The sequence below is a fragment of the Pseudoalteromonas sp. SD03 genome (assembly GCF_040937955.1).
GTDB classification, from domain to species: domain Bacteria; phylum Pseudomonadota; class Gammaproteobacteria; order Enterobacterales; family Alteromonadaceae; genus Pseudoalteromonas; species Pseudoalteromonas tetraodonis.
The window spans coordinates 1,821,566-1,844,535 of record NZ_CP162514.1 but is presented as its reverse complement, the minus strand read 5'-3'; the positions used below and the strand labels follow the sequence as shown (position 1 = coordinate 1,844,535).

Annotated in this window: 20 protein-coding genes; 16 read left to right on the top strand and 4 right to left on the bottom strand. The window is 38.9% G+C overall.

All coding sequences use genetic code 11. The features are described 5' to 3' along the window. Positions 1-609 precede the first annotated feature (609 nt). The 7 genes from ABZP26_RS08555 (at position 610) to ABZP26_RS08525 (ending at position 8,984) form a co-directional block, all read left to right on the top strand. Complete coding sequence (locus ABZP26_RS08555) at positions 610-2,196, top strand: ABC-F family ATPase (RefSeq protein ID WP_214552433.1); 1,587 nt, start codon at positions 610-612, stop codon at positions 2,194-2,196. Between the two features lie 153 nt (positions 2,197-2,349). Then, a complete protein-coding gene (gene purE, locus ABZP26_RS08550; RefSeq protein WP_013464946.1) occupies positions 2,350-2,832 on the top strand; it encodes a 5-(carboxyamino)imidazole ribonucleotide mutase in 483 nt (160 codons plus the stop codon). A gap of 2 nt (positions 2,833-2,834) precedes the next feature. Next, the gene (locus ABZP26_RS08545; RefSeq protein ID WP_368484796.1) at positions 2,835-3,980 is read left to right on the top strand and encodes a 5-(carboxyamino)imidazole ribonucleotide synthase; all 1,146 of its coding nucleotides are present in this window, start codon (positions 2,835-2,837) and stop codon (positions 3,978-3,980) included. A gap of 69 nt (positions 3,981-4,049) precedes the next feature. Beyond that, positions 4,050-4,274, top strand: a complete 225-nt coding sequence (locus ABZP26_RS08540) for a DUF2798 domain-containing protein (RefSeq protein ID WP_013464944.1) — start codon at positions 4,050-4,052, stop codon at positions 4,272-4,274. Between the two features lie 4 nt (positions 4,275-4,278). Further along, entirely contained in the window at positions 4,279-5,208 is a 930-nt protein-coding gene (locus ABZP26_RS08535) for a YeiH family protein (RefSeq protein WP_368484795.1), read from the top strand. Further along, positions 5,208-6,377 carry an endonuclease/exonuclease/phosphatase family protein gene (locus tag ABZP26_RS08530; protein WP_033103442.1) on the top strand — a complete coding sequence of 390 codons (1,170 nt, stop codon included), beginning with the start codon at positions 5,208-5,210 and terminating at the stop codon, positions 6,375-6,377. Before ABZP26_RS08535 ends, ABZP26_RS08530 begins: the two co-directional genes overlap by 1 nt. Before the next feature lie 105 nt (positions 6,378-6,482). Continuing rightward, a complete protein-coding gene (locus ABZP26_RS08525; protein WP_290208048.1) occupies positions 6,483-8,984 on the top strand; it encodes a prolyl oligopeptidase family serine peptidase in 2,502 nt (833 codons plus the stop codon). Positions 8,985-9,022: 38 nt separating this feature from the next. Here ABZP26_RS08525 and rrtA read toward each other — a convergent pair whose 3' ends face one another. Continuing rightward, positions 9,023-9,616, bottom strand: a complete 594-nt coding sequence (rrtA, locus tag ABZP26_RS08520) for a rhombosortase (protein WP_368484794.1) — start codon at positions 9,614-9,616, stop codon at positions 9,023-9,025. A 97-nt stretch (positions 9,617-9,713) separates the two neighbouring features. Here rrtA and ggt point away from each other — a divergent pair, with 97 nt between their 5' ends. The 3 genes from ggt (at position 9,714) to ABZP26_RS08505 (ending at position 14,379) form a co-directional block, all read left to right on the top strand. Then, positions 9,714-11,492 (top strand): gamma-glutamyltransferase, encoded by a 1,779-nt coding sequence (gene ggt, locus ABZP26_RS08515; protein ID WP_058154608.1) that lies wholly within the window; start codon positions 9,714-9,716, stop codon positions 11,490-11,492. A gap of 368 nt (positions 11,493-11,860) precedes the next feature. Continuing rightward, positions 11,861-13,555 (top strand): NAD-dependent malic enzyme, encoded by a 1,695-nt coding sequence (locus ABZP26_RS08510; RefSeq protein WP_028835240.1) that lies wholly within the window; start codon positions 11,861-11,863, stop codon positions 13,553-13,555. A 113-nt stretch (positions 13,556-13,668) separates the two neighbouring features. Beyond that, positions 13,669-14,379 (top strand): SIMPL domain-containing protein, encoded by a 711-nt coding sequence (locus tag ABZP26_RS08505; RefSeq protein WP_368484792.1) that lies wholly within the window; start codon positions 13,669-13,671, stop codon positions 14,377-14,379. 86 nt (positions 14,380-14,465) lie between these two features. Here the strand turns inward: ABZP26_RS08505 and ABZP26_RS08500 are convergent, their stop codons facing one another. After that, the gene (locus tag ABZP26_RS08500; protein WP_028835242.1) at positions 14,466-15,827 is read right to left on the bottom strand and encodes a DUF2254 domain-containing protein; all 1,362 of its coding nucleotides are present in this window, start codon (positions 15,825-15,827) and stop codon (positions 14,466-14,468) included. 120 nt (positions 15,828-15,947) lie between these two features. Here ABZP26_RS08500 and ABZP26_RS08495 point away from each other — a divergent pair, with 120 nt between their 5' ends. The 6 genes from ABZP26_RS08495 to ABZP26_RS08470 all read left to right on the top strand — a co-directional run bounded on the left by ABZP26_RS08495 (position 15,948) and on the right by ABZP26_RS08470 (position 20,121). After that, the gene (locus ABZP26_RS08495) at positions 15,948-16,316 is read left to right on the top strand and encodes an MAPEG family protein (protein WP_024602502.1); all 369 of its coding nucleotides are present in this window, start codon (positions 15,948-15,950) and stop codon (positions 16,314-16,316) included. A 6-nt stretch (positions 16,317-16,322) separates the two neighbouring features. After that, a complete protein-coding gene (locus ABZP26_RS08490; RefSeq protein ID WP_368484791.1) occupies positions 16,323-17,222 on the top strand; it encodes a hypothetical protein in 900 nt (299 codons plus the stop codon). Between the two features lie 6 nt (positions 17,223-17,228). Next, entirely contained in the window at positions 17,229-17,861 is a 633-nt protein-coding gene (locus tag ABZP26_RS08485) for a sulfotransferase (protein WP_368484790.1), read from the top strand. Positions 17,862-17,935: 74 nt separating this feature from the next. Then, positions 17,936-18,508: a tRNA-(ms[2]io[6]A)-hydroxylase gene (locus ABZP26_RS08480; protein WP_013464932.1), complete on the top strand. Its 573-nt coding sequence runs from the start codon at positions 17,936-17,938 to the stop codon at positions 18,506-18,508. 191 nt (positions 18,509-18,699) lie between these two features. Further along, positions 18,700-19,668 carry an ATP-dependent 6-phosphofructokinase gene (locus ABZP26_RS08475; RefSeq protein ID WP_368484789.1) on the top strand — a complete coding sequence of 323 codons (969 nt, stop codon included), beginning with the start codon at positions 18,700-18,702 and terminating at the stop codon, positions 19,666-19,668. Between the two features lie 27 nt (positions 19,669-19,695). Next, the gene (locus tag ABZP26_RS08470) at positions 19,696-20,121 is read left to right on the top strand and encodes a DUF1090 domain-containing protein (RefSeq protein WP_368484788.1); all 426 of its coding nucleotides are present in this window, start codon (positions 19,696-19,698) and stop codon (positions 20,119-20,121) included. Between the two features lie 763 nt (positions 20,122-20,884). Here the strand turns inward: ABZP26_RS08470 and ABZP26_RS08465 are convergent. Further along, positions 20,885-22,450 carry a hypothetical protein gene (locus ABZP26_RS08465; protein WP_368484786.1) on the bottom strand — a complete coding sequence of 522 codons (1,566 nt, stop codon included), beginning with the start codon at positions 22,448-22,450 and terminating at the stop codon, positions 20,885-20,887. Positions 22,451-22,453: 3 nt separating this feature from the next. Continuing rightward, entirely contained in the window at positions 22,454-22,951 is a 498-nt protein-coding gene (locus ABZP26_RS08460; protein WP_368484785.1) for a hypothetical protein, read from the bottom strand. Positions 22,952-22,970: the final 19 nt, after the last annotated feature.

The window sequence follows — 22,970 nt, the reverse complement described above, 5'->3', positions numbered from 1 at the left end:
CTTGCCTAAATTAAAGACGTTTTTATAATTACTAAATTCGAAGTCGTGCAGACTAGCAAAGCAATAAAAGGCTCAAAAGTGAAAAATTATCAATGACAATTAGCACAAAACACGCAGCTTGTTCATTTTAAGTTAATGCTGTTTTTATTTTGTAGCCGTATAAACTGCCATTTAATTTTGGAATAAGACATTAGGCTTAAATGCAGGAGAGGGGATGTTGAATTTTTTTCATAGTTGTGCCTGTCGGCATGGGTAGAGCTAAAACTCTAATACTATAAAAGACGTTAATATAGCCGTATTAATTGTTAATAAAAGTAAAATGCGACCAAGTTGCCTGTAAACGCGATTAAATAATTTATAAAAGGTTTTATGCTAGTTGTTTTTTTATTAAACATTTTTTTACTGCATCAACAGTACAATAATGAGTTTTACTCACCTTTTCAGCACATTTACTCGCCCAGTACTTTGGCTATTTAATTGCTTTTATAGTTAATAAACAGCCACCGTTTACTTTGAGTTTGGTGCTATAAACTTTCATAGAAAAAAACGGTGATTTGGTTTAAACTGCGCGCAATTTAAATACTTCAGTCTCCCTTGGAGGGTAGCGCTATTATTAGTACAGCTAACATCACCATGCAATTTGGTGCTAAACCGTTATTTGAAAATATCTCAGCTAAATTTGGCGAATCAAACCGTTATGGTTTAATTGGTGCTAATGGTTGCGGTAAGTCGACCTTTATGAAAATCCTTAGTGGTGAATTAGAACCATCTTCGGGTAACGTAAGTACTGATCCAAATGAGCGCGTTGCTAAACTAAACCAAGATCAATTCGCCTACGAAGAATATTCTGTTATTGATACCGTGATTATGGGTCATAAAGAATTGTGGGATATCAAACAAGAACGTGACCGTATATATAGCCTACCTGAAATGAGTGAAGAAGACGGCATGAAAGTAGCCGATCTTGAAACTGAATTTGCTGAAATGGACGGTTACTCGGCTGAATCTAAAGCGGGTGAGTTACTATTAGGTGTGGGTATTGCTACAGAGCAGCACTACGGACCTATGTCAGAAATTGCACCAGGTTTTAAACTTCGTGTACTTCTAGCTCAAGTGTTGTTTTCAGACCCTGATATCATGCTGCTCGATGAGCCTACTAATAACTTGGACATTTATACAATTAAGTGGCTTGAAGATGTATTGAATCAACGTGACTGTACCATGATCATCATCTCGCATGACCGTCACTTTTTAAATTCGGTATGTACGCACATGGCCGATATTGACTACGGTGAGCTACGTATTTACCCGGGCAACTACGATGAATACATGTTTGCAGCTACTCAAGCACGCGAACGTTTATTAAGTGAAAACGCTAAAAAGAAAAGCCAAATTGCAGAGCTTCAACAGTTTGTATCGCGTTTTTCTGCCAACGCATCAAAGGCAAAGCAAGCCACTTCACGTGCAAAACGAATTGATAAAATTCAATTAGACGAAGTAAAAGCGTCGTCACGTCAGTCGCCATTTATTCGTTTTGAACAAGAAAAGCAGTTATTCCGTAACGCACTAGAAATGACTAGCTTATCGCAAGGCTTTGAAGAAACTTTATTCTCAGGATTAGAAGGCCTAGTTGAAGTAGGTGAACGCATTGCTATTATTGGTGAAAATGGTGTGGGTAAAACAACATTATTAAACACTTTAGCAGGACGTTTAGCGCCTAAAAGCGGTGAGTTTAAATGGTCTGAAAATGCAAACATTGGCTACTATGCACAAGATCATGCCGATGAGTTTGAAAAAGACATGAATTTGTTTGAGTGGATGGAGCAATGGCAACAAGAGGGCGACGATGAGCAAGTAGTGCGTAGCTTCTTGGGTCGTATGTTGTTTTCACAAAACGATATAAAAAAATCAGTAAAAGTAATATCTGGTGGTGAGCAAGGTCGTATGCTGTTTGGTAAAATCATGATGCATAAACCAAATATCTTATTAATGGATGAGCCAACCAACCACATGGATATGGAATCAATTGAAGCGCTTAACTTAGCACTTGAAGCGTATGAAGGTACCTTGATGTTTGTGTCACACGACCGTCAGTTTGTATCATCAGTTGCCACCCGTATTTGGGAAATTAAAGACGGTAAAGTTATCGACTTTAGAGGTAACTACTCAGAATATTTAGCGAGTAAAGAAGCTTAATTGCTGATTGTTTCGCTGTTTAAAAAAAGCCATGTTTAACATGGCTTTTTTATTGCCTGCTGGTCGCATTAGTGCAGCATTTAAGTATATAATACCCGCCATAAAACCGGACATAAGTCCGCTATTTTTAAAATACATTACTGAGGAGTATTTATGACTGTTGGCATTATTATGGGTTCTAAATCAGATTGGCCAACCATGGAACACGCCGCTCTTATGCTAGAAAAATTTGGCATTGAGTATGAAACTAAAGTGGTTTCTGCCCACCGCACTCCTCAATTACTTGCCGATTACGCAAGTTCAGCCGCAGAACGCGGTATTAAAGTTATTATTGCAGGCGCAGGTGGCGCGGCGCACTTACCGGGAATGGCGGCAGCGTTTACATCTCTGCCAGTTTTAGGCGTACCCGTTAAATCTAAAGCGCTAAACGGTGTAGACTCTCTGTTATCTATATGCCAAATGCCAAAAGGTGTTGCGGTAGGTACTCTTGCTATTGGTGAGCCCGGTGCTGCAAACGCAGGTTTATTAGCGGCACAAATTTTAGGATGTCAAAATCCAGAAATATTCGCAAAAATCGAAGCGTTCCGTAAAGAACAAACTGAGACTGTTTTAGCTAACCCAAATCCTGCAGAGTGATCATGAATATTTTAATTTTAGGGGCAGGGCAGCTAGCACGAATGATGAGCTTAGCTGGTGCACCGCTTAATTTAAATGTGGTTGCTTATGATGTAGGCAGCGCAAAGATTGTACATCCGCTTACCAATGAAGTGTACCCAACAACGCTCGAACAAGCGATAGAAAACGCTGATGCTATTACGGCCGAGTTTGAACATATTCCAGATGATGTACTTACACAGTGTTGTAATAGCAATAAGTTTTATCCGGGCAAACAAGCCATTAAAACCGGTGGCGACCGTGCGCTTGAAAAAGCGCTCCTAGATAAAACTGCGGTCGCATGCGCGCCATATCAATTAATTACTGAAAAAGCGCATCTTGAACTCGCGGTTCAAACACTTGGTAAGCCATTAGTCATTAAAACATGCCAAGCGGGTTACGATGGTAAAGGCCAATGGCGCTTAAAATCAGACGATCAAATTGAACAGATTTGGGCTGAAATGGCTGATTTTATTGCATCAGGCACTGAGCACGCTCCGCACACCATAATTGCAGAAAAAATGATCCCGTTTGATCGTGAAGTCTCTATTATTGGTGCGCGCGATAAACACGGCCATGTTGCTATTTATCCATTAACTGAAAACGAGCACACCGAGGGTGTGTTAACGCTTTCGGTTGCAGGTAAAAACAATAATAGCCAACTAGAACAACAAGCAATCACGGCATTTACCCGAATTGCGAATGAGCTTAATTATGTGGGTGTACTCGCCATTGAGTTTTTTGATGTGCAAGGTACATTACTGGTTAATGAAATTGCGCCGCGAGTTCATAACTCAGGCCATTGGACGCAACAAGGTGCTCATTGCTCGCAATTTGAAAACCATATGCGTGCTGTTGCCGGCTTACCTCTAGGTAGTACGCAACTTAAGCAACCGACTGCTATGATAAATGTATTAGGCCAAGCACAAATACCTACTGATGTGTTAAAAACAGCAGATGTAACCAGCCATTGGTACGGTAAAAGTGTAAAACCTGGTCGCAAAATGGGCCACATTAATGTATCTGCTGATAATTTACAGCAATTAGGTGAACGCCTTGGTGAACTCGCAATGTGTTTACCAGAGCAAGATTACCCCGGTGTATTAGCTACCAGCAAATCGTTATTATAAGTTAAAAAACAAAGCGATAAATTGAACTTAACTTCAATATATCGCTTTACCTTCTAAAGGTTCTTTTCAATGATCCATCCAAAGTTTCGTACTATTGTGTTTGCCTTTTTTATGGCACTTTTCATGTCAGGTTTTATGTCGTTAGTTATTTCTCTATTTAATGTTGGTATGGTCGATAACATCGTATCTATCTGGCTTAAAGCGTGGTTATTTGCCTTTTGTATTGCCTTTCCAACGGTTATATTTGTTGCCCCCGTTGTCCATAAACTGACTAATAAACTCATTCGCGCTTAACGTTATGATTATCGCTAAATTACATAAACCTGTATTTATAATATTACTGGCTTTGTGCATCACTCCATTTATTGGCGCTGGTAGTGCCTTGGTTATGGGGGCGTTATTTTCGATTACCTTGGGTAACCCGTTTGCTGAGTTATCACAAAAGGCCAGTAAATGGATGCTAAAGTTGGCGGTTATGGGGCTGGGGTTTGCTGTTGATTTTAATCAGGTAATTGAGGTTGGTCGCAGCTCTTTAGTGTTAACAATTGTCAGTATTACTGCCATAATTGGACTTGGCGAAATTTTAACTCAAGTGTTTAAACTTAATCGTAACACAGGCGTGTTAATTTCCTTTGGAACCGCTATTTGTGGTGGTAGCGCTATTGCGGCCATGGCACCGGTTATAAAAGCCAAAGATCATGAAGTGGCTGTGGCGCTGGGTATCGTATTTTTACTCAATGGTGTAGGGTTATTATTATTCCCTGCAATTGGGCACTATTTTGAATTAACCCAAGAGCAGTTTGGATTATGGGCTGCACTTGCAATTCATGATACCAGCAGCGTGGTAGGTGCATCGGCTACTTATGGTGCAGTGGCACTGAGCATAGCAACAACAGTGAAGCTTACTCGTGCTATGTGGATTATTCCATACACTACGCTTGCGGGTGTGTTTATGCGCTCAGATGAAAAGGCGAGTATTCCATTATTTATTGTAGGCTTTTTATTAGCCGCATTAATTAATACCTATGTGCCGTCGCTTTCATCTTATTGGGAGTTGATAAACATTGCAGCGAAGCAAATACTAGTGATGACACTGTTTTTAATTGGCAGTGGTTTGTCGTTATCGGTACTAAAGCAAGCGGGAATTAAACCGTTTTTAATGGCTGTGATTCTTTGGATCGTGGTTAGCAGTGTTATTTTATTATTAATTATAGATGGATTCATATAATGAGACATGATCTCGGTATTAAAATTATTGGTGGCTTTTTATTGTCACTGGTTTCAGCAAGCTATGTTCACGCAGAGTCATTACGGGTCGCAACGTTTAATGTCAGTATGGATGCAACCAATTACACCGCTAAAAATGAAAAAGTAAAAAGCGATGCCTTAGTTAACGCGCTGCGCTCTGACCACCAGCAAATTAAAAATATTGCTGAAATAATTCAACGCGTTCGTCCAGATGTAGTGCTTTTAAATGAATTTGACTACGTCCCTAAATCACAAGGGATAGAATACTTTAAAACCCATTACTTAAATGTAGGACAAAATGATCAAGCGGCTATCGATTATCCTTATGTTTACATTGCACCAGTTAACACAGGCTTAGCCACAGAGTTTGATTTAGACAACGATGGCAAAAAAAATGGTGTGATGGGCGATGCGCAAGGTTTTGGATTTTTTGAAGGCCACTACGCAATGGCGTTTTTGTCTCGTTACCCCATTGATTTTGACAACATCAGAACCCTGCAAACGTTTAAGCACAAAGATTTACCGAATGTGAAAATGCCGGTAGATCCAAAAACCAATACAAATTGGTATAACGAAGAAGAATGGAATGCTTTACGTTTAAGCTCTAAATCGTTTTGGGATATACCGGTAAAAGTAAATGATAAAGTAGTTCACATGTTAGCCTCGCATCCTACGCCGCCTGTGTTTGATGGTGATGAAGACAGAAACGGCATTCGTAATCATGATGAAATTAGATTAATTGCTGATTACGTTAATAACGAAAGTTACCTGTATGACGATAACGGTAAAAAGGGCGGTCTTGCAGCAAAATCACGCTTTGTGATTTTAGGTGACCTAAATGCCGCCCCTGAGGGCGATAAAAAGCGCACAAATACAACAGATCAGTTACTTAAAAGCCCGATGATTAATGCCGGTTTTATTCCAACCAGTGAGGGCGCTAAAGAGCAATACCCACAAGCTTATGCTAAAAATTATACTGCTAATTGGCAGGCACGCGTTGATTACGTTCTGCCTTCAAATTATGGACTAACCATTAAAGATGGTGGCGTATTTTGGCCGAAAAAACAAAGCGAATTGTACCGTTTAATCAAAGATAGAAACGCATCAAGTGACCACCGTATGGTATGGCTTGATTTAACGGTTGAATAAACGGGTTACTCACCCCGATATCAGCGTTGTTTATCTTAAATAATTGCAATTATAAAGGTGCTTCTGCTTAAATACGGTTAATTATAATAACCGTCAAGAAGCACTATGATTTTTAAATTTTCATCTTCTAAAACACTTGTTGCAATGGCTGTTGCGTCAAGTGTTATGTTAGCGGGCTGTACAGCAACCGCCACAACTTCTAATGACTCAGCTATTCAAACAAATACCAAGGTTGCAAGTGTTGTTAACACACCTGCAGACATGGGTGTCTCAAAAATTACGCTTGAACAAGCGATGGCTCACCCTGATTGGATTGGACGCCAACCGCAAGGTGCATTTTGGAGTGCTGACTCAAGTACTGTTATTTACGCGCGAAAACAACAAGGTAGTGAGCTAAGAGATTTATTCACTCAAGCTGTAAACGCTCAAACAGCAGAGCAAGTGGCTTTAAATCAGCTTCACAGCGTAGGCTCAAGTAAAGCTGTTTTTTCTAACGATAAATCACTTCAAGCTTATGTGTTTGAAGGCAACATATTTATTAAAAACGTACAGTCAGGCGTAATTAAGCAAATTACGCAAAGCTCAGCCACCGAGTCAAAACCACAATTTTTAAACGATGGTAACTTAGCGTATCGCCAAGGTAATATCTTTTTTAAAGTAGATTTAACCACAGGTTTAACCCGTGAAATTGCTAATTTAAAACTGGCTGACAAACCACAAGGTATAAAAGAGCCAACAACTTATATTGCCAAAGAACAACATAAGCTGATTGATTACATTGCACTGCAGCATAAAAACAAACAAGACAAGTATGCGCGAAATGAGCAAGTTAAAACCCAAAATAGCTCAATTGCCAACACGCATTACTATTTAGGCGATGGCAACACGGTTGATGAGGCCCAGCTTTCTCCAAATGGCGACGCGTTAATTGTGGTTGTTCAAGAAAAAAGTTCATGGCGTGGTGAAGGCGACATTATGCCTAACTACATCACTGATGATGCGACTATAGAGCCTAAAAAAGTTCGCCGTCGTGTGGCTGACGCTAAAGAGCAAACTTCTGAAATTGTTTATATTAACCTTGCAGATCAAAGCCAAACTACTTTAGGGTTTAATACCTTGCCTGGTTTTGATGAAGATGTACTCGCTGAGGTTAAAAAAGAAAACTATGCCCGTGAAGGGAAAACGTATAAGTCTAAGAAGCAACCGCGTGGCATTAATGTAATTTCAGACTGGGGATGGGATCAATCGCCTATCAGCTGGAACGATGATGGCAGCCAAGTTGCGATTATGCTTGAAGCATGGGATAACAAAGATCGTTGGTTGGCTACCGTTGATTTTGAAAATAACAAACTCGTATCTCAACACCGTTTACATGACGATGCGTGGATTGCGTATGCGTTTAACGACTTTGGTTGGTTAAATGACTCAACCACGCTGTATTATTTATCGGAAGAGTCGGGGTACAGTCAGCTTTATAAAAAACCTTTAAATGGCAAGGCTACGGCTTTAACACAAGGTCAGTTTGAAGTGTCTGACTTAACCCTTACTGATGACAATAGTGCTATTTATTATAAAGCGAATATTGAGCATCCGGGTCTTTACGAAATATACCGCGTTAATCCACAAACAGGTGTTAGTGAGCAAGTAACCGACTTAAACGGTATGACGGATTACACCTTAAGCCCTGATCAATCTAAGTTATTACTTAGACATTCTAAAATCACTATGCCGACTGAACTTTATGTGGCAGAGGCTAAAGCAAACACAACCGCGACTCGTTTAACCAATACGGTATCTGATGCGTTTTTAGCTAAAAAACTCACAGCGCCTAAAATTGTTGCTGTGCCATCAAGTCATACAGATCAGCCCATATACGCCAAAGTCTATTACCCCGCTGATTACCAAGAGGGTGAAACAGGTAAAACCCGCAAAGCGGTTATTTTTAACCACGGTGCAGGGTACTTGCAAAATTCACACATGGGGTGGTCTGGCTACTTCCGTGAATTTATGTTCCATTCATTACTAGCAGATGAAGGTTATGTAGTAATGGATATGGATTACCGCGCATCTAAAGGCTATGGTCGTGATTGGCGAACGGCTATTTATCGCCAAATGGGAACACCTGAAACACAAGATCTAGCCGATGGCGTAAAATGGATGGCGGATAATGCCAATGTTAATACCCAAGCGGTAGGGACTTACGGTGGCTCTTATGGTGGGTTTATGACCTTCATGGCGTTATTTACCGCACCAGACTTGTTTCAATCAGGCGCAGCGCTTCGTCCAGTGACTGATTGGGCTCATTACAACACAGGTTATACGGCTAACATTTTGAATCACCCTGATGTTGACCCGATTGCCTATGAGCGTAGTTCACCTATTTATTATGCAGAAGGGCTTAAAAAGCATTTATTAATAAATGCGCCTATGGTTGATGATAACGTGTTCTTTCAAGATTCAGTACGTTTAGTACAGCGTTTAATAGAACTTGAAAAAGAAAACTTTGAAACAGCAATCTTCCCAGTAGAACCGCATGGTTTTGTTCAGCCTTCGAGCTGGTTAGATGAATACCGTCGAATTTATAAACTGTTTAAAGAAACGCTTTAATCGACTAAAAATAAAAACGCCACTTATGTGGCGTTTTTTTAACTGTGTTTAGTATCGTTTTTGATGTGTTTTACAACCAGCGGCACAGCTAATATAACCCCACCAATTGCACCAATTAAATGCGCATCAACGGCCACCGTTGATTGAATGAGTTGACCTATTTCTGCGCTTGGACCATTAACTTGCTCAAGAATAAGTTTTATCCATACACCAATAAACAAGATATAACCTGATTTTAGCCCGACGGTGACATCTTTTATGGCCCCCCACACGATCACGCCATGCAATAGCGCACTCAGCCCTGTATAAATAATGATTGTTGGACAAAACCAATAAACACCCAAGCCACACCAAAGCGCAAGGAGTGCAATATTAAAGCTGTATTGCTTAGGTGTAGTATATTCACCGTGCAATAACCAAATAAGCGCGATACCAGCACAATTTAAACCTAGGTGTACCCAGTTAGCATGTACAAATTGACTCGTAAATAAGCGCCATAGTTGGCCTTGTTCAATTAATGGGCGATTAAACTCAAGCTCATTGTTCATACCAAGCCATGATAAGAGCGTACTTAATACAATTAAACACAAGGGGGGTAAAACATAACGCGGCTGAAGGGGTAAATTAAGCATTTAATGATCATTTTTTTATATTTATTTTTGCATATTGTGCCTGTTTAACTTTAAGATGCCAATTATCTTCCATGCAATTTAAGTTTAATCAGTAATTATGAATTTTAAGCTCAACTCTTTATTTGCTCTCTCTTTAAGTGCACTGTCTTTTCCTTTATTTGCACAGCAAGCAAGCCAAATTGAAACCCGTGAACCAGAAGCCGCCACAGGGGTAGTACAAAAGCAGTTAGTACCTGGCGATAAATACATGGTTGCGGCTGCAAATCCTTATGCCTCACAAGCGGGTAAGGCCATTTTAGCCCAAGGCGGAAGCGCCGTTGATGCCGCAATTGCCACCCAATTAGTGCTTACATTAGTTGAGCCGCAATCATCAGGCATTGGTGGTGGTACGTTTATGATGTATTACAACAAAGCTAACAATAAACTCACCAGTTTTGATGGTCGCGAAACAGCCCCCAGTAATGCCGATGAAAACCTGTTTTTAAATGAACATGGCAAAGCTGTTAAATGGATTGAAGCAGTTGTAGGTGGTCGCTCGGTGGGTGTACCAGGTATTTTACATGCGTTTGCCAGTGCCCATAAACAATATGGTAACTTGCCATGGGCAACGTTATTTAAGCCAGCTATTGCGCTAGCTGAACAAGGGTTTGAAGTATCTCCACGATTACATGGTTTACTCGTTAGGCAGTTAAACCCGGGTGTTATGAGTATGCCGGTCATAAATGAGTATTTTTTTCCCAATGGTGAAGTGATCAAAGTAGGCAGTATTAAAAAAAATCAGCCGCTTGCTAATTTATACAAAGACATTGCCTCACAAGGGATTGACGCTTTTTATAAAGGTGATAATGCAAAAGCCATGGTAAGTGCAGTGCAGAAATCAAAAATTGCACCGGGTAAATTATCTGAGCAAGATCTTGCTAACTACACCAGCAAAGAGCGCGCCCCTGTATGTATTAAATACCGCGTTTACAAAGTGTGCTCTATGGCACCACCTAGTAGTGGCGGTGTAGCGGTGCTACAAATTTTAGGCTTGCTTGAACATAAAGATATGGCCAATATTAAAGCTAATAGCGCAGAGGCTATTCATTACTTTAGCCAAGCATCGCGCATTGCGTTTGCCGATCGAAATAAATACATTGGCGATCCTGATTTTACCCAAGTCCCTACCGAGGAGTTATTAAACAAAGACTATATCGCCACCCGCGCAAAATTAATCACTGAAAAAGATCAAAAAGCATTTCCTGGTGATCCAGTTGATTACTTAAGCTACGCAAATGATGACTCTTTTGAACTTCCGTCTACGTCACATGTCTCGATTGTTGATAGCAAAGGCAATGCTGTTTCGATGACCAGCTCTATAGAAATGGCGTTTGGTTCGACGGTCATGGTTAATGGCTTCATTTTAAATAATCAGCTGACTGATTTTTCACTTTCGCCGCGTAAAAATGGCAAGTTAGTGGCTAACAGAGTAGAAGCCCATAAACGTCCGCGCAGCTCAATGTCACCCGTGATGGTATTTAATCAAGATGGGAGCTTACGTTTAGTGGTTGGCTCTCCTGGCGGTAGTCGTATTATTGATTATGTAGCGCAAGTTGTTATTGGCGTTTTAGATTGGAATTTGAACGCGCAACAAGCCATTAATTTACCGCGTACCACTAATCGCAACGACTACACCAGCATTGAAAAAGGCACTGCACTTGAAGCGGTGGTACCAAAGCTTAAAAAGCGCGGCCATGATGTGCGCGTGATTGACTTAAACTCTGGGCTGCATGCGGTAGAAGTTAAAAATAACCGTTTGTATGGCGCCGCCGATCCTCGCAGGGAAGGGATGGCTTTATCGGATTTAAGTAATAATAAAGCCTCATTTAAATTCTAAAACATGTATAATCAACAGCAGGTTTGCAGCTAATGTATTACCTGCTGTTATTTATGTAACAGCTTAATAGTTAATGATTATTTGATTGAAAATAGTATGTTAACTAACGTAAAAAATTAGCAAATCTAAAAATAACTGACACTGTTGTAATCATTGCACACAGCAAACGCTGGTCTAATGCTCGTTTTAATTTTTATAAACTCACAACAGCCAGCTAACATATTCACCAAATATGAGTGGCTTTATACTAAAGTAGCGCTTGTATTTGTAAATTTTCAATGGTCTGACAAGCTTAAATGTCATTGCAATTTAGCCTTTAACAATGATAATGGCAGATCATTACTTAAGATTCAGTAAAGCTTGGAAATATGACTACAAATACCGATCCAAATTATCTTTATATTCCTTATTCTGGCCCAGGCCTAATTGAAACCCCGTTATTGAATAAAGGAAGTGCTTTTAGCCAAAAAGAACGTGAAAACTTTAATCTTGCTGGTTTACTTCCTCCTCGTTACGAAACAATAGAAGAGCAAGTTGAGCGTTGTTACCAGCAGTACTCAAGTTTTAACGACAACTTAAATAAGCACATTTATTTACGCGCCATTCAAGATAACAACGAAACGCTTTATTACCGCTTAGTGCGCGATCATATTGAAGAAATGATGCCTATTATCTACACCCCAACGGTGGGTGATGCGTGTGAAAAGTTTTCTGATATTTATCGCAGTGCCCGTGGTTTATTTATTTCCTATGAAGATCGCTTTCACATTGACGATATTTTACGTAATGCCACAAAAGGCAAAGTAAAAGTGATTGTTGTTACCGACGGTGAGCGTATTTTAGGCCTTGGCGACCAAGGTATTGGCGGTATGGGCATTCCAATTGGTAAACTTTCTTTGTATACCGCGTGTGGCGGTATTAGCCCAGCCTATACGTTACCGGTTATGCTCGATGTGGGAACCAATAACGAAAAATTATTAAACGACCCAATGTACATGGGTGCTCGCCATAAACGTATTGCACAAGACGAATACGATGAGTTTTTAGACTTATTCATTAAAGCAGTTAAACGTCGCTGGCCAAATGTGTTACTGCAGTTTGAAGATTTTGCTCAGCCTAATGCAATGCCATTATTAAAGCGTTACCGTAATGAAATTTGTAGCTTTAATGATGACATTCAAGGTACTGCGTCGGTCACTGTGGGGTCTTTATTAGCAGCATGTCGTGTTAAAGGTGCTAAATTATCAACTCAAAAAGTTGTTTTTGTAGGCGCAGGCTCTGCAGGCTGTGGTATTGCTGAACAAATTGTTAGCACTATGGTTGCTGAGGGTATTAGTGAAGCACAGGCACGTAGCCAAGTCTTTATGGTTGACCGTTTTGGCTTATTAACAGATGGTATGCAAGGCTTACGCGACTTTCAACAAATGCTTGCACAACCAACTAGCTGCCTAGCAGATTGGACTTACAGCGGCGAATACGCGTCATTATTAGATGTAATGCACTGTGCTGAACCAGATATTTTAATTGGTGTATCTGGCCAACCTGGTTTATTTACCGAACAAGTCATTCGCGCTATGCATGCTAAATGTGAATCGCCAATTATTTTCCCGTTAAGTAACCCATCTAAACAAGTAGAAGCCTACCCAGAAGATGTAATTAAATGGACCGATGGCAAAGCAATTGTTGCAACTGGCAGCCCATTCGACCCAGTTGTTTATAACGGTGTGACTTACCCAATTCCACAATGTAATAACAGTTACATATTCCCAGGTATTGGCTTAGGTGTTATTGCCGCTAAAGCGACGCGTATTACCGATGCGATGCTAATAATGTCGAGCGAAATGTTGGCTGAGTCGTCACCTTTAGCTAATACAGGTAAAGGCAGCTTACTACCGGCACTGACTGAAATTGAAACGCTTAGTAAACGTATTGCGTTTGCAGTGGCTAAAAAAGCAATTGAAGAGGGCGTAGCCCTTGAAATTTCAGACGATGCGCTGTGGGCAGCCATCGACAAAAACTACTGGTTACCAAAATACCGTAACTACAAACGTTGCAGCATTTAATTACAGTAGAGATTAAAAAAAACAGGCTTTTGCCTGTTTTTTTTATGCTTGTTCATCTTTAATTAACCGCATAAGGTGTTAACTGAGGCAATCAAATTTAAAAGGATAGACTTATGAAAACGCTTTCGATTTTAACCGCCGCATTACTCAGTACATCAGCTTATGCGAGCAACGCCCCAGAAGAGCCGCATATTTATGTTAAAGGTGAAGCTTCACTAACGACGATGCCGGATCATGTTTTATTAACGGTGGGCATTACTGAAATAGATAAAGACTTAATTGCAGCAAAAAAACAAACCGATACCACTATGGCCAGTGCAATAAGTTTAGTAAAAAAACTGGGGGTAGATGATGCGGATATTAATGCCGGTCAAATTTCTATATACCGTGATAACCAATATAATCGTGAAACAGGTAAACAAGAGTTTACTGGCTTTAAAGTATCAAGAACGCTCACTATTAAACTCTCTGCAATTAATAAATACCCTGAATTACTACAAAGCTTAGTTAATAATGGCATTAATGAAATTAGACAGACTCAATTTTTAGCTAGCAACTACGATGAGCTGCATAAAAAAGCACAAAAAATGGCAATTAAACAAGCCAAAGCCGCGGCAAAAGAGCTAAGTGACGACTTTGATGTAGAGTTAAAAGGCTTATATAGCGCGTCTTTAACCCCGCTTGATATGCCATCTACACCGTACATGCGCAGTGAAAAAGTAATGATGGCAGACAGTGCACCTGGTAATTATGTCCCAGATGCCTATCATGCGGGTGAAATTACAATTAGCGCGTCAAGCTATGCAATTTATTATATAGATTAGGGTTTGATGATCTTTCAATGCCAAATAGGCGCTGCCGAGGAGCGATAGCTCTTTGCCCCTCGGCAGAATAAATAGCTCTACAGAGCTTACTCGCTAATAGGTCGGTGCTGCTCAAAACGTGCCACCAACTGCTTACCTTGTAACTCACTAATTCGCACTATTGCTTGTAGCATATTTCTAATTTCTCGTCGGTCATACTCATTACAAATGTGCTGATTAATATCATCAACAATGGCACCTAAATAATTAAACACACTGTTTCGAGCTTCAACATCCTCGTTGGCAATAAACAAAATATTTTTAAATGCTTCAATAACGTTGGTCATTACATAGGCATCTGCTTTGGCATAATTACGCAAAGGAGTGAAGTTATCATGCAGTAATTCATCAAAACTGGTTTCATGAAAATAGAGCAAAGGGGCTTCTTCTGGTTGATAACATGCGTAGTTAATCGCATTAATCTTTAGGCGAGCAATCAATAAAATACTCAGCATATCAATAGCTTTAACCGCTGTGCCCGGATCGTTAATCCCTGGGCTCATTGCTTTTACCGCAATTTCAGAAATTTGGGTTAATCCATAACGGTAATGATCGCTAATGTATTCTTCTATATAAAAAATAAAGCAGTCTAAAATTTTCTCTATTAACTCTTCGTTTTCACAAATGTCTTTATTACACTTTAAGAACGGGTAGCCTTTAACGGTAAAGTAACCTTGCTTAACGGTAATAAAAAGTTCTATTTTTTCTTCAGCCAAAATAGCACACAGCTTATTTGTGTGAACCCCTTTGTAGTAACCCTCAGTAGTACTTTTTATTGAATGCCAATTTGAAAATTCAGGAAAGTTATCAACGGGGTTATCGCCTTGTTTGTTGATGATGTCTTGGATCTCTTGTTTGGTTTGTCTAAATAAACCATTTAATACGTTATCAACCTGAATTGCTTTTGAAATAGAGTGAATAAAAAAAACGAACAAGCCCAAAGAAATCAAACCAAAAATTAATGCAAAGAGCACCCCTAATGAGGGTATTGCCGTATTTCCGTTATCTAACTTATTAATATTAATGAGCATTATAATAGAATAAATAATACTGCCTAAATAAAACCCTAATACCATTTGATGCGATTTACGGGTAATAAGCCCAGGAACGACTCTGGGTGACAAGCTAGCGCTGGCCGCATTTAAAACCACCATCACCATAGAAAAACTAAATACGGTTAACGAAATAATACTGCCAGCTAAGGTGCTTAATATGGTTCGTGCGTTTTCTGCACTGTCTACTAATACAAATGAGATTAATGATTTAAATTGCTCAATAGGGGCTAAATACTCAACAGACATAGTGAGTACAGCAAAAATTAAAAACGCAACAGACAGGAGTGAGGGATAAAAGCCAATACTGTTTATTATTTCACGATAGTGATTGGTGATTTTTGTTCTTAAATACATATTATCCTTACTTATTACTATTCCAATGTATAAATTACTCTAGCATAGTTCATGATAAAACTACTGATTTACCGCTTAACTTATGTGTTATTATTGCTGAAAAATTAAATGGACTATACTGTGATCATATCTAGCTATGCGGCCTTATTGGCCCTTTATTATATTTATTTGAGTGTTAATGTTATAAAAATACGTAAAGCCGAAGGGATTTCGTTAGGTAATGGCAGTAATACCGCGCTTGAACGTGCAACCCGAGCGCATGGTAATTTTATTGAGTACGTGCCCATTAGCTTAATTTTAGTTTTTTTATTGGAGTATCAAGGGTTAGCTAGTCATTATGTGCATGCGCTAGGCGGTTTATTATTTATCAGCCGTGTTGTTCATGGTTCTGCCATTATTAACAATAATTTAAAGGCACGTGGATTGAGCATGATGATCACCTTTGCTATTGTGATAGTAAGCGCGGTGTTATTACTTTTAAGTAGATAAACGATTATGCGGTTAGCTATTGTTTTTACATGTGTTTATTTTTTCAGTTCGCTGACATCATTTGCATGGGCAATAGAAAATAATAGCAAAAACACCGTTTCTAGTTTGCATGTTGTATACCCCAAAACAATGCGCAGTGGTGAAGATGAAATTTTTTACCCGTTAGTACTATTAAGAACAGCTCTGCAATTCAGCGGAGAAAATTTTACATTACAACCCTCAAGTATTTCGATGCCACAGAGCCGCTCGTTAAAGCAAATTCTTCATAATGATGAAATAAACGTCGCTTGGACCATGACCTCTAAACAGCGTGAGCAACGATTACTACCCGTTAGAGTGCCTATATTTAAGGGGTTATATGGGTGGCGTGTTTTGGTAACTACACAGGATAAAGTGAATACCTTATTAAACATCAATACCCTGAGCGACTTTAAAAGTATACATTTTATTCAAGGGCATGATTGGCCTGACACACAAATACTGCAGGATAACGGCTTAACTGTATCTACATCAATCGAATATAGTTCGTTATTTAATATGTTGATAAAAGGCCGAGGTGATGTATTTCCTCGTTCTGTGTTAGAGGTTGAAACTGAGCTCAATACCTTTAAAGATGAAGCCGGTGCTAACCTCACGATAGTGCCACACTTATTGTTGCAATATCCAAGTGCAATCTACTTCTTTTTTAGTAAAGAAAAGCCCGAAATAGCGCAAGCGGTTGAGAAAGGCTTAGCTATTATGCGTAAAAACGGTGAGTTTGATCGCTTGTTTAAGGCTTATCATCGCAGTGCGATTGAGCATGCAGATATAAAAAATAAAATCATCATTAAATTAAAAAACAATCAGTTACCCGCATTAACACCCCTTAATGATGCATCACTTTGGTTTTCAGAAAAAGACATTTAAAACGCCATGACACAAAAAATATTTATTATTGGTTTACCACGCACTGGGACGACTAGCGTATGTAATGCATTTTTAGATTTTGGTATACCTACTGCCCATACTGCTTACACTAACGCTTGTTTTGAAAATGCGGTGGCTATCGCAGACACACCTGTATTTAACGATTATCAAACATTAGATAAATATTACCCAGGTTCTAAATTTGTATATTTAAAGCGAGAACTTAGCGCGTGGTTGCCTTCAATCAAACAGCTTTTACTGCGTATGCATACTAATTTAACGCGTGCCGATGGCGGCTTTAATATTCATTTAAAGCGCTGTTATTTAAATACGTTTAGTGATTTTTCACTCGAAAACATTAATCAGGATGAATATTTAACTAATTGTTATAACACTCATTTTAATAGTGCTAATGCTTATTTTGCTGACCGGCCTAATGATTTTTTAGCCATTGATATAGCAAACCCCGAGAGTTTTAATAAGCTATGTGAGTTTTTAAATATTATCAGCAGCTTAGCTGGTTTTGAAAAAATGAACATGGGCGGTAAAGTCACTGCATGGAATGATATAAAGCACCCATTAAAAATTGAGTCAACGTCGAAAGGGCGAATTGATAAGTTTTTGCCTTATGAAAGTTAAATTTAAATCGCGATCAAAGATTTTTATTTTTAAATACGCTAAAATCCACGCATTATTTTATAAGTTGTATCCCTATGTTTGAATTAAAATACCACACGCCATTTGAATGGACCGAAGTTGTTTTAGCTGACTTCGAAACCTTTTTACAAGACCACGCTGCTGCTGAGAAAAAAGCATCTGGCATGGCTATGTCAATGCTTTCACATTATCCGGATAAGCGTAAATTAGTTAAAGCCATGACTGACTTAGCTCTTGAAGAGTTAATTCATTTTAAACAAGTGCTTAAACTATTAATTGAACGCGATACTAATTTGGGTGATGATAAAAAAGATCCATACATTAAACAAATTCGTGCACACTTTAGGCATGGTCGTGACGGTTTTTTAATGGACAGACTATTAGTAGGTGGGGTAATTGAGGCGAGGGGACATGAACGTTTTTCTTTAGTTGCCGAGGCACTACCTGAAGGAAAAGAAAAAGATTTTTATGTCGCAATTGCTAAATCAGAAGAAAAACATAAAAATTTATTTGTGGAACTCGCCTACGAATACTTTGATAAGCAAGAAGTTGACGAACGCTTAGACGAGCTACTAACAATAGAAGCCGAAATTTGTAAAAACATTCCTTTTACAGCGGCTCTTCATTAAAAATTACGGTATGTTGTTTTAAAAGCAAAAGCAACATACCAACTTTTCAATTTATAACTGCTCCCTTCATACTAATTAAACAATCAAATAAACCCTAAGTAGATCAACTTTACTGCGCTTACTTTACACAGCCTACTAATAAACAGCTATTATGAATTATTAAAGTTTAGCTTGTCGAAGGATGTGAACCGATGCAACCAATTAAACATATAGCCGTGCTAACCTCAGGGGGCGATGCGCCTGGGATGAACACCGCATTATTTGCCATAGTAAAAACCGCTCAACAACATGGAATAAAAGTGTCGGGCGTTCGAAAAGGGTTTGAGGGTTTAATTGATAATGACTTAGTGACACTTGATTGCAAAAACCTACAACAAACCATGCACTTAGGTGGTACTGTGTTAAAAACAGCGCGTAGTGAAAGATTTAGAGGTGATGCCGGTAGAAATCAAGCACTAGCCACAATTGAACATAATAATATTGACGCTTTAATTGTGATAGGTGGAGATGGCTCCTTTAGAGGGTGTTTATGGTTATCACAAATTACTGACATACCGTATATAGGCATTCCAGGCACTATTGATAATGATATTGCGGGTACAGATTACACCTTAGGGTTTGATACCGCAGTAAACACATCAATGCAATGTATTGATAATATTAGAGATACTGCAGAATCACATAATAGGGTGTTTGTTATTGAAGTAATGGGACGTGATTCTGGTTATATTGGCACTTATGCCGGTTTAACCTCTGGCGCCGATTCGATATTAATACCTGAAAGTGATGAAGACATAACTTATTTAGTGGATAAAATTAGCGATTATCACAGTGAGCATGCTTTTATTGTGGTGGTATCTGAAGGTGATGAAATTGGCGTTGAACATATATGTGAGAAAATAAGTGCCGTTAATCCCAGTATAGATTTGCGCGTAACTAAGCTAGGGCACTTACAACGCGGCGGTAATCCATCTGCAGCGGATCGTATGTTAGCAATAAGATTAGGCGTACACAGTGTTAAGGCTTTATGTGCTGGAGAAAGCGCTAAAATGGTGGGTATTTTAAATAACAAAATATCAAATACTCCTATGCAAGATGTTGTAAAACAACATGTTATAAATGAAGAGCTGCAAGGGCTGTTATCTGTATTTTGCCGCTAACAATGAATTAAAGAGGAATAATGACCAATGCGAGATAATAAAAACTCTAAAATGACGATTATTAAAGGTATTGCAATAAGTTTTTTATTTGCCGGTTCAACAGTCGTATTGGCCAAAGATGATTGTGCAGATTTAACGGGGTGTGCGAAAAAAGCCTGTGAAGTTAACCACCAGTTATTAACTGCAAAACGCCAAGGTAATTCACACCAAGCTGCAGGTCTTAATAAAGCACTCAATAATATAAACGCATATTGTACTCATGATGGATTAAAAGCAGAGTTGCAACAAAAAATAGATGATACCAATAGCGAAATTGAAGAATATAAAACCGATCTTAAAAAAGCTAAGCGCCAAGGTAAGCATGACAAAGTTGAAAAGTATCAGCAAAAGCTAAACGACAAAACTAAACAGCTTAAGCAATTAATTGATGAGCTAAATAGTTTGATTGATTAAAATGTCATTACAGCGTTTTTATATTTAATAAAGTAGAGCATATTACTATAAATAAATAATGTGCGAATAAAAGGGCTAAAATACCATGTTTATAAGTGACGTAATTGCCGATAGTTAGTGTAAGCCGCCGCAGGAATTTAGAAAAAAAAACGCTAGATTTTAGAATAAGTAAATTATGTTAAATAGGGGGTATTTTGCTCTGTTTAAGCTGATAGTTGAGAGTTGAATGATGTTTAAGGGCATATTTAAATGGATTATAAAATAAAAAGGATTTAAATGATGTTTAAACCCCTTTTAAAATATAAAAGTTGGTTTTAGTTAAGGCGGGATTACTCGTAACAATCTTTACTAGACTTCACCCCCTTATGCCAATCACCCTCGATACAGTGGCGCATTTCATGCTGCATACACACAGGGTAACGCTGCAGCTTTATAAAGCACACACCGCCAACGGTTTGGTGCCTGCCCAATGTGGGCAAGTTAGCGTCTTGCTCAATAACAAAATTTCCCGTAGCTGTTTTAAACGGTTTTACTTCTACAGGCTCGGCTGGTTTGGGTTCGAAACCACCTAAAAAGAATACAACTAAAATTAAAAAAAACTAAGGTTATTGCTGATGTTATAGCTATTTTATTCATTCTGGCACCTCATCCGGCGGGGTGAAATGGGCGTTAACTTCGCTCACTTCACTAATTGAGCAAACCAGTGGGTTAGTTAACCCCGTGGTAAGCGCAGGCTTTTATTTAATAACTAATAAACCCTCTTTTAGAACTTTGAAAATAAAGGGCTCCACCACTCTAAAAATTTATTTCGCATTATTGGCCCGCCAATGTCAGTTGATGGGTGAACGGTATCACTAAAGAATGCAGGGTTTTTAGCGAACTCCTCTTTTATAAAGTTATAAAAATCATATTTAACAGCCCCATTTGCATAAGATGATTCGCCAACAATATCTCTTATAAAAGGTATGACTACATTTTCATTGTAAGGCAATGACCCGTTAGACTCTGGTGGCATGACTGCATAATAATTTCGCCAAGAAATCGGAAGCCAAATAATATCGTAACCCTCTGCCGATATTAAATTATAATACTGCTCAAGCCTACTTCGCATATTTATAATGCCATCATGGGTATCTTTATTCTGGTCGTAAGGCAGTGAATTACTTACGTCATTGCCGCCAATGTGGACTGGTGCTTTTACATTGCTTGGCGTGTAACCTTTTGAACCCAAGTCTGCCAAATATTCAGGAACTTTATCTATCGCTATTTGTATAGTTTCCCCACCACGTGCATACATATGAAAATCTAAATCAATACCTTGTTGTGCAAACAAAAATTGCATAAGCGCTTCATTTTCTAAAAGCGCAGTTCTTAAAATAGATGCTGAAAACGTTGCCATAACTTGCTGTGTTGCGGGGTCAAAATCGTGATGATTTAATCTTGTAAACTTTGACAATGTATAGCCTGAGGGCGTTATTAAGTATTCAACCGTGTTACCCTCGACCCGCTCAGACCATGCTCCATTTTGGCCGCTAATTAAATCAACAGCAATATCATTCCCAAATTCCTCTTTAAGTGGGTAGTGTCTGTTTTTAGTTGATGCTGGATCTGTTAAATCTTCAATGATTAAGTCTACTGCACCACCGCCTAGCTGACTTGTGGCAATGCCAAATATTGAGTTCAAGTATAAATCACCTATAGCGTCACTAAAAGGTGAACTTTGTGTGATTATCGCGTCGGTTATAGGGTTATAAACCCTAATGGTAAGAACATTTGATATTCTTTCTATAACGTATTTGTAAATATACTCACACTCTAAACCACCTTTTAGCACGTCAAGGAAAGTTGTATCTATAATGTGGCGGTTGTTACCGAAACGTATAGTTTCAAAATCTTCACGTATTACATTATCAAAGCTTGTTTGGTTGCCAATAGGTGAGCCTATATTCGTACCGGTGTAACTTATTCTAAAATCACCAGTTAAGGTTATATCTGGGAAAACAACTTTACCTTTTCTGTTTCCTGATACAGCATTATATGTAAAGTACATTGGTTCTGATGTTTCGGTACCCTCAATAACACTATAACCACTCATCGCTTTAAATGGCTGCACCGCGTTTGTGAAGTTATCTGCTGAAAAAATTACACCCGCGCCGACAGTGCCCGCATTGCCTATATCTATTTCTACAACATTGCCATTTACAGGTTTAACACCTGAGAATAAAACATTACGCACCCCCTCAGATATAGCGGTTTCTTCAATCTTTAGGTACATTGAGTCAAGCCCTTCAGGTACGTTTTTCATTGTAATTTTTACTTTGTTAGCCATTATTTATCTCCAGGTGCTATCTGCATCAAACCAAGCAGCGTTATTGTTGGGTTGGGGCTCTGGCTGTGCCTCAAGGCGCGCCATAAGTTCATTAAAATCGCTTTCCATTTGTTTTAATGTTTTAATTGTTGTTTGCGTTTCATCAATATTTCTAAACGTGACCTCGCCTAGCTTTGTTTGCCAATCTTGCATAGCTTGGGTGTTGTCGTTGACTAAAATATTTGCTTTTTTTAGTGCATCAACCGTGGCTTTAAAATCTACTGTTGTGGGTACCACAATGGCGGGCTGGCTTATTTGGTCGCTGTGTTTCCAAACTTTAACCAGCTCAATAATATGCTTGCTGTTTGCGTCTAAAAATGTGCGGTTTATTTCAGCCAGTGGGTAATTGGCTATTTGAATAAAATCCCCTTGGCTTACGCTTTCAGGGCTTTCATTACTGTTAATAGTAACGAGCTTTGAGCCGTTATTTATGCTTACTTGATTGGCGGTATACGTTGCCATGGTTAATCCTCTTTAGTCT

What these genes read in the sequence shown, in the direction of transcription:
- ABZP26_RS08475 (WP_368484789.1), top strand. Translation starts at nt 18,700, where the DNA reads ATGCAACCAATTAAACATATAGCCGTGCTAACCTCAGGGGGCGATGCG.
- rrtA (WP_368484794.1), bottom strand. Translation starts at nt 9,616, where the DNA reads ATGCTTAATTTACCCCTTCAGCCGCGTTATGTTTTACCCCCCTTGTGT.
- ABZP26_RS08505 (WP_368484792.1), top strand. Translation starts at nt 13,669, where the DNA reads ATGAAAACGCTTTCGATTTTAACCGCCGCATTACTCAGTACATCAGCT.
- ggt (WP_058154608.1), top strand. Translation starts at nt 9,714, where the DNA reads ATGAATTTTAAGCTCAACTCTTTATTTGCTCTCTCTTTAAGTGCACTG.
- ABZP26_RS08540 (WP_013464944.1), top strand. Translation starts at nt 4,050, where the DNA reads ATGATCCATCCAAAGTTTCGTACTATTGTGTTTGCCTTTTTTATGGCA.
- ABZP26_RS08545 (WP_368484796.1), top strand. Translation starts at nt 2,835, where the DNA reads ATGAATATTTTAATTTTAGGGGCAGGGCAGCTAGCACGAATGATGAGC.
- ABZP26_RS08465 (WP_368484786.1), bottom strand. Translation starts at nt 22,450, where the DNA reads ATGGCTAACAAAGTAAAAATTACAATGAAAAACGTACCTGAAGGGCTT.
- ABZP26_RS08535 (WP_368484795.1), top strand. Translation starts at nt 4,279, where the DNA reads ATGATTATCGCTAAATTACATAAACCTGTATTTATAATATTACTGGCT.
- ABZP26_RS08485 (WP_368484790.1), top strand. Translation starts at nt 17,229, where the DNA reads ATGACACAAAAAATATTTATTATTGGTTTACCACGCACTGGGACGACT.
- ABZP26_RS08510 (WP_028835240.1), top strand. Translation starts at nt 11,861, where the DNA reads ATGACTACAAATACCGATCCAAATTATCTTTATATTCCTTATTCTGGC.
- ABZP26_RS08480 (WP_013464932.1), top strand. Translation starts at nt 17,936, where the DNA reads ATGTTTGAATTAAAATACCACACGCCATTTGAATGGACCGAAGTTGTT.
- ABZP26_RS08460 (WP_368484785.1), bottom strand. Translation starts at nt 22,951, where the DNA reads ATGGCAACGTATACCGCCAATCAAGTAAGCATAAATAACGGCTCAAAG.
- ABZP26_RS08530 (WP_033103442.1), top strand. Translation starts at nt 5,208, where the DNA reads ATGAGACATGATCTCGGTATTAAAATTATTGGTGGCTTTTTATTGTCA.
- ABZP26_RS08470 (WP_368484788.1), top strand. Translation starts at nt 19,696, where the DNA reads ATGCGAGATAATAAAAACTCTAAAATGACGATTATTAAAGGTATTGCA.
- purE (WP_013464946.1), top strand. Translation starts at nt 2,350, where the DNA reads ATGACTGTTGGCATTATTATGGGTTCTAAATCAGATTGGCCAACCATG.
- ABZP26_RS08500 (WP_028835242.1), bottom strand. Translation starts at nt 15,827, where the DNA reads ATGTATTTAAGAACAAAAATCACCAATCACTATCGTGAAATAATAAAC.
- ABZP26_RS08490 (WP_368484791.1), top strand. Translation starts at nt 16,323, where the DNA reads ATGCGGTTAGCTATTGTTTTTACATGTGTTTATTTTTTCAGTTCGCTG.
- ABZP26_RS08525 (WP_290208048.1), top strand. Translation starts at nt 6,483, where the DNA reads ATGATTTTTAAATTTTCATCTTCTAAAACACTTGTTGCAATGGCTGTT.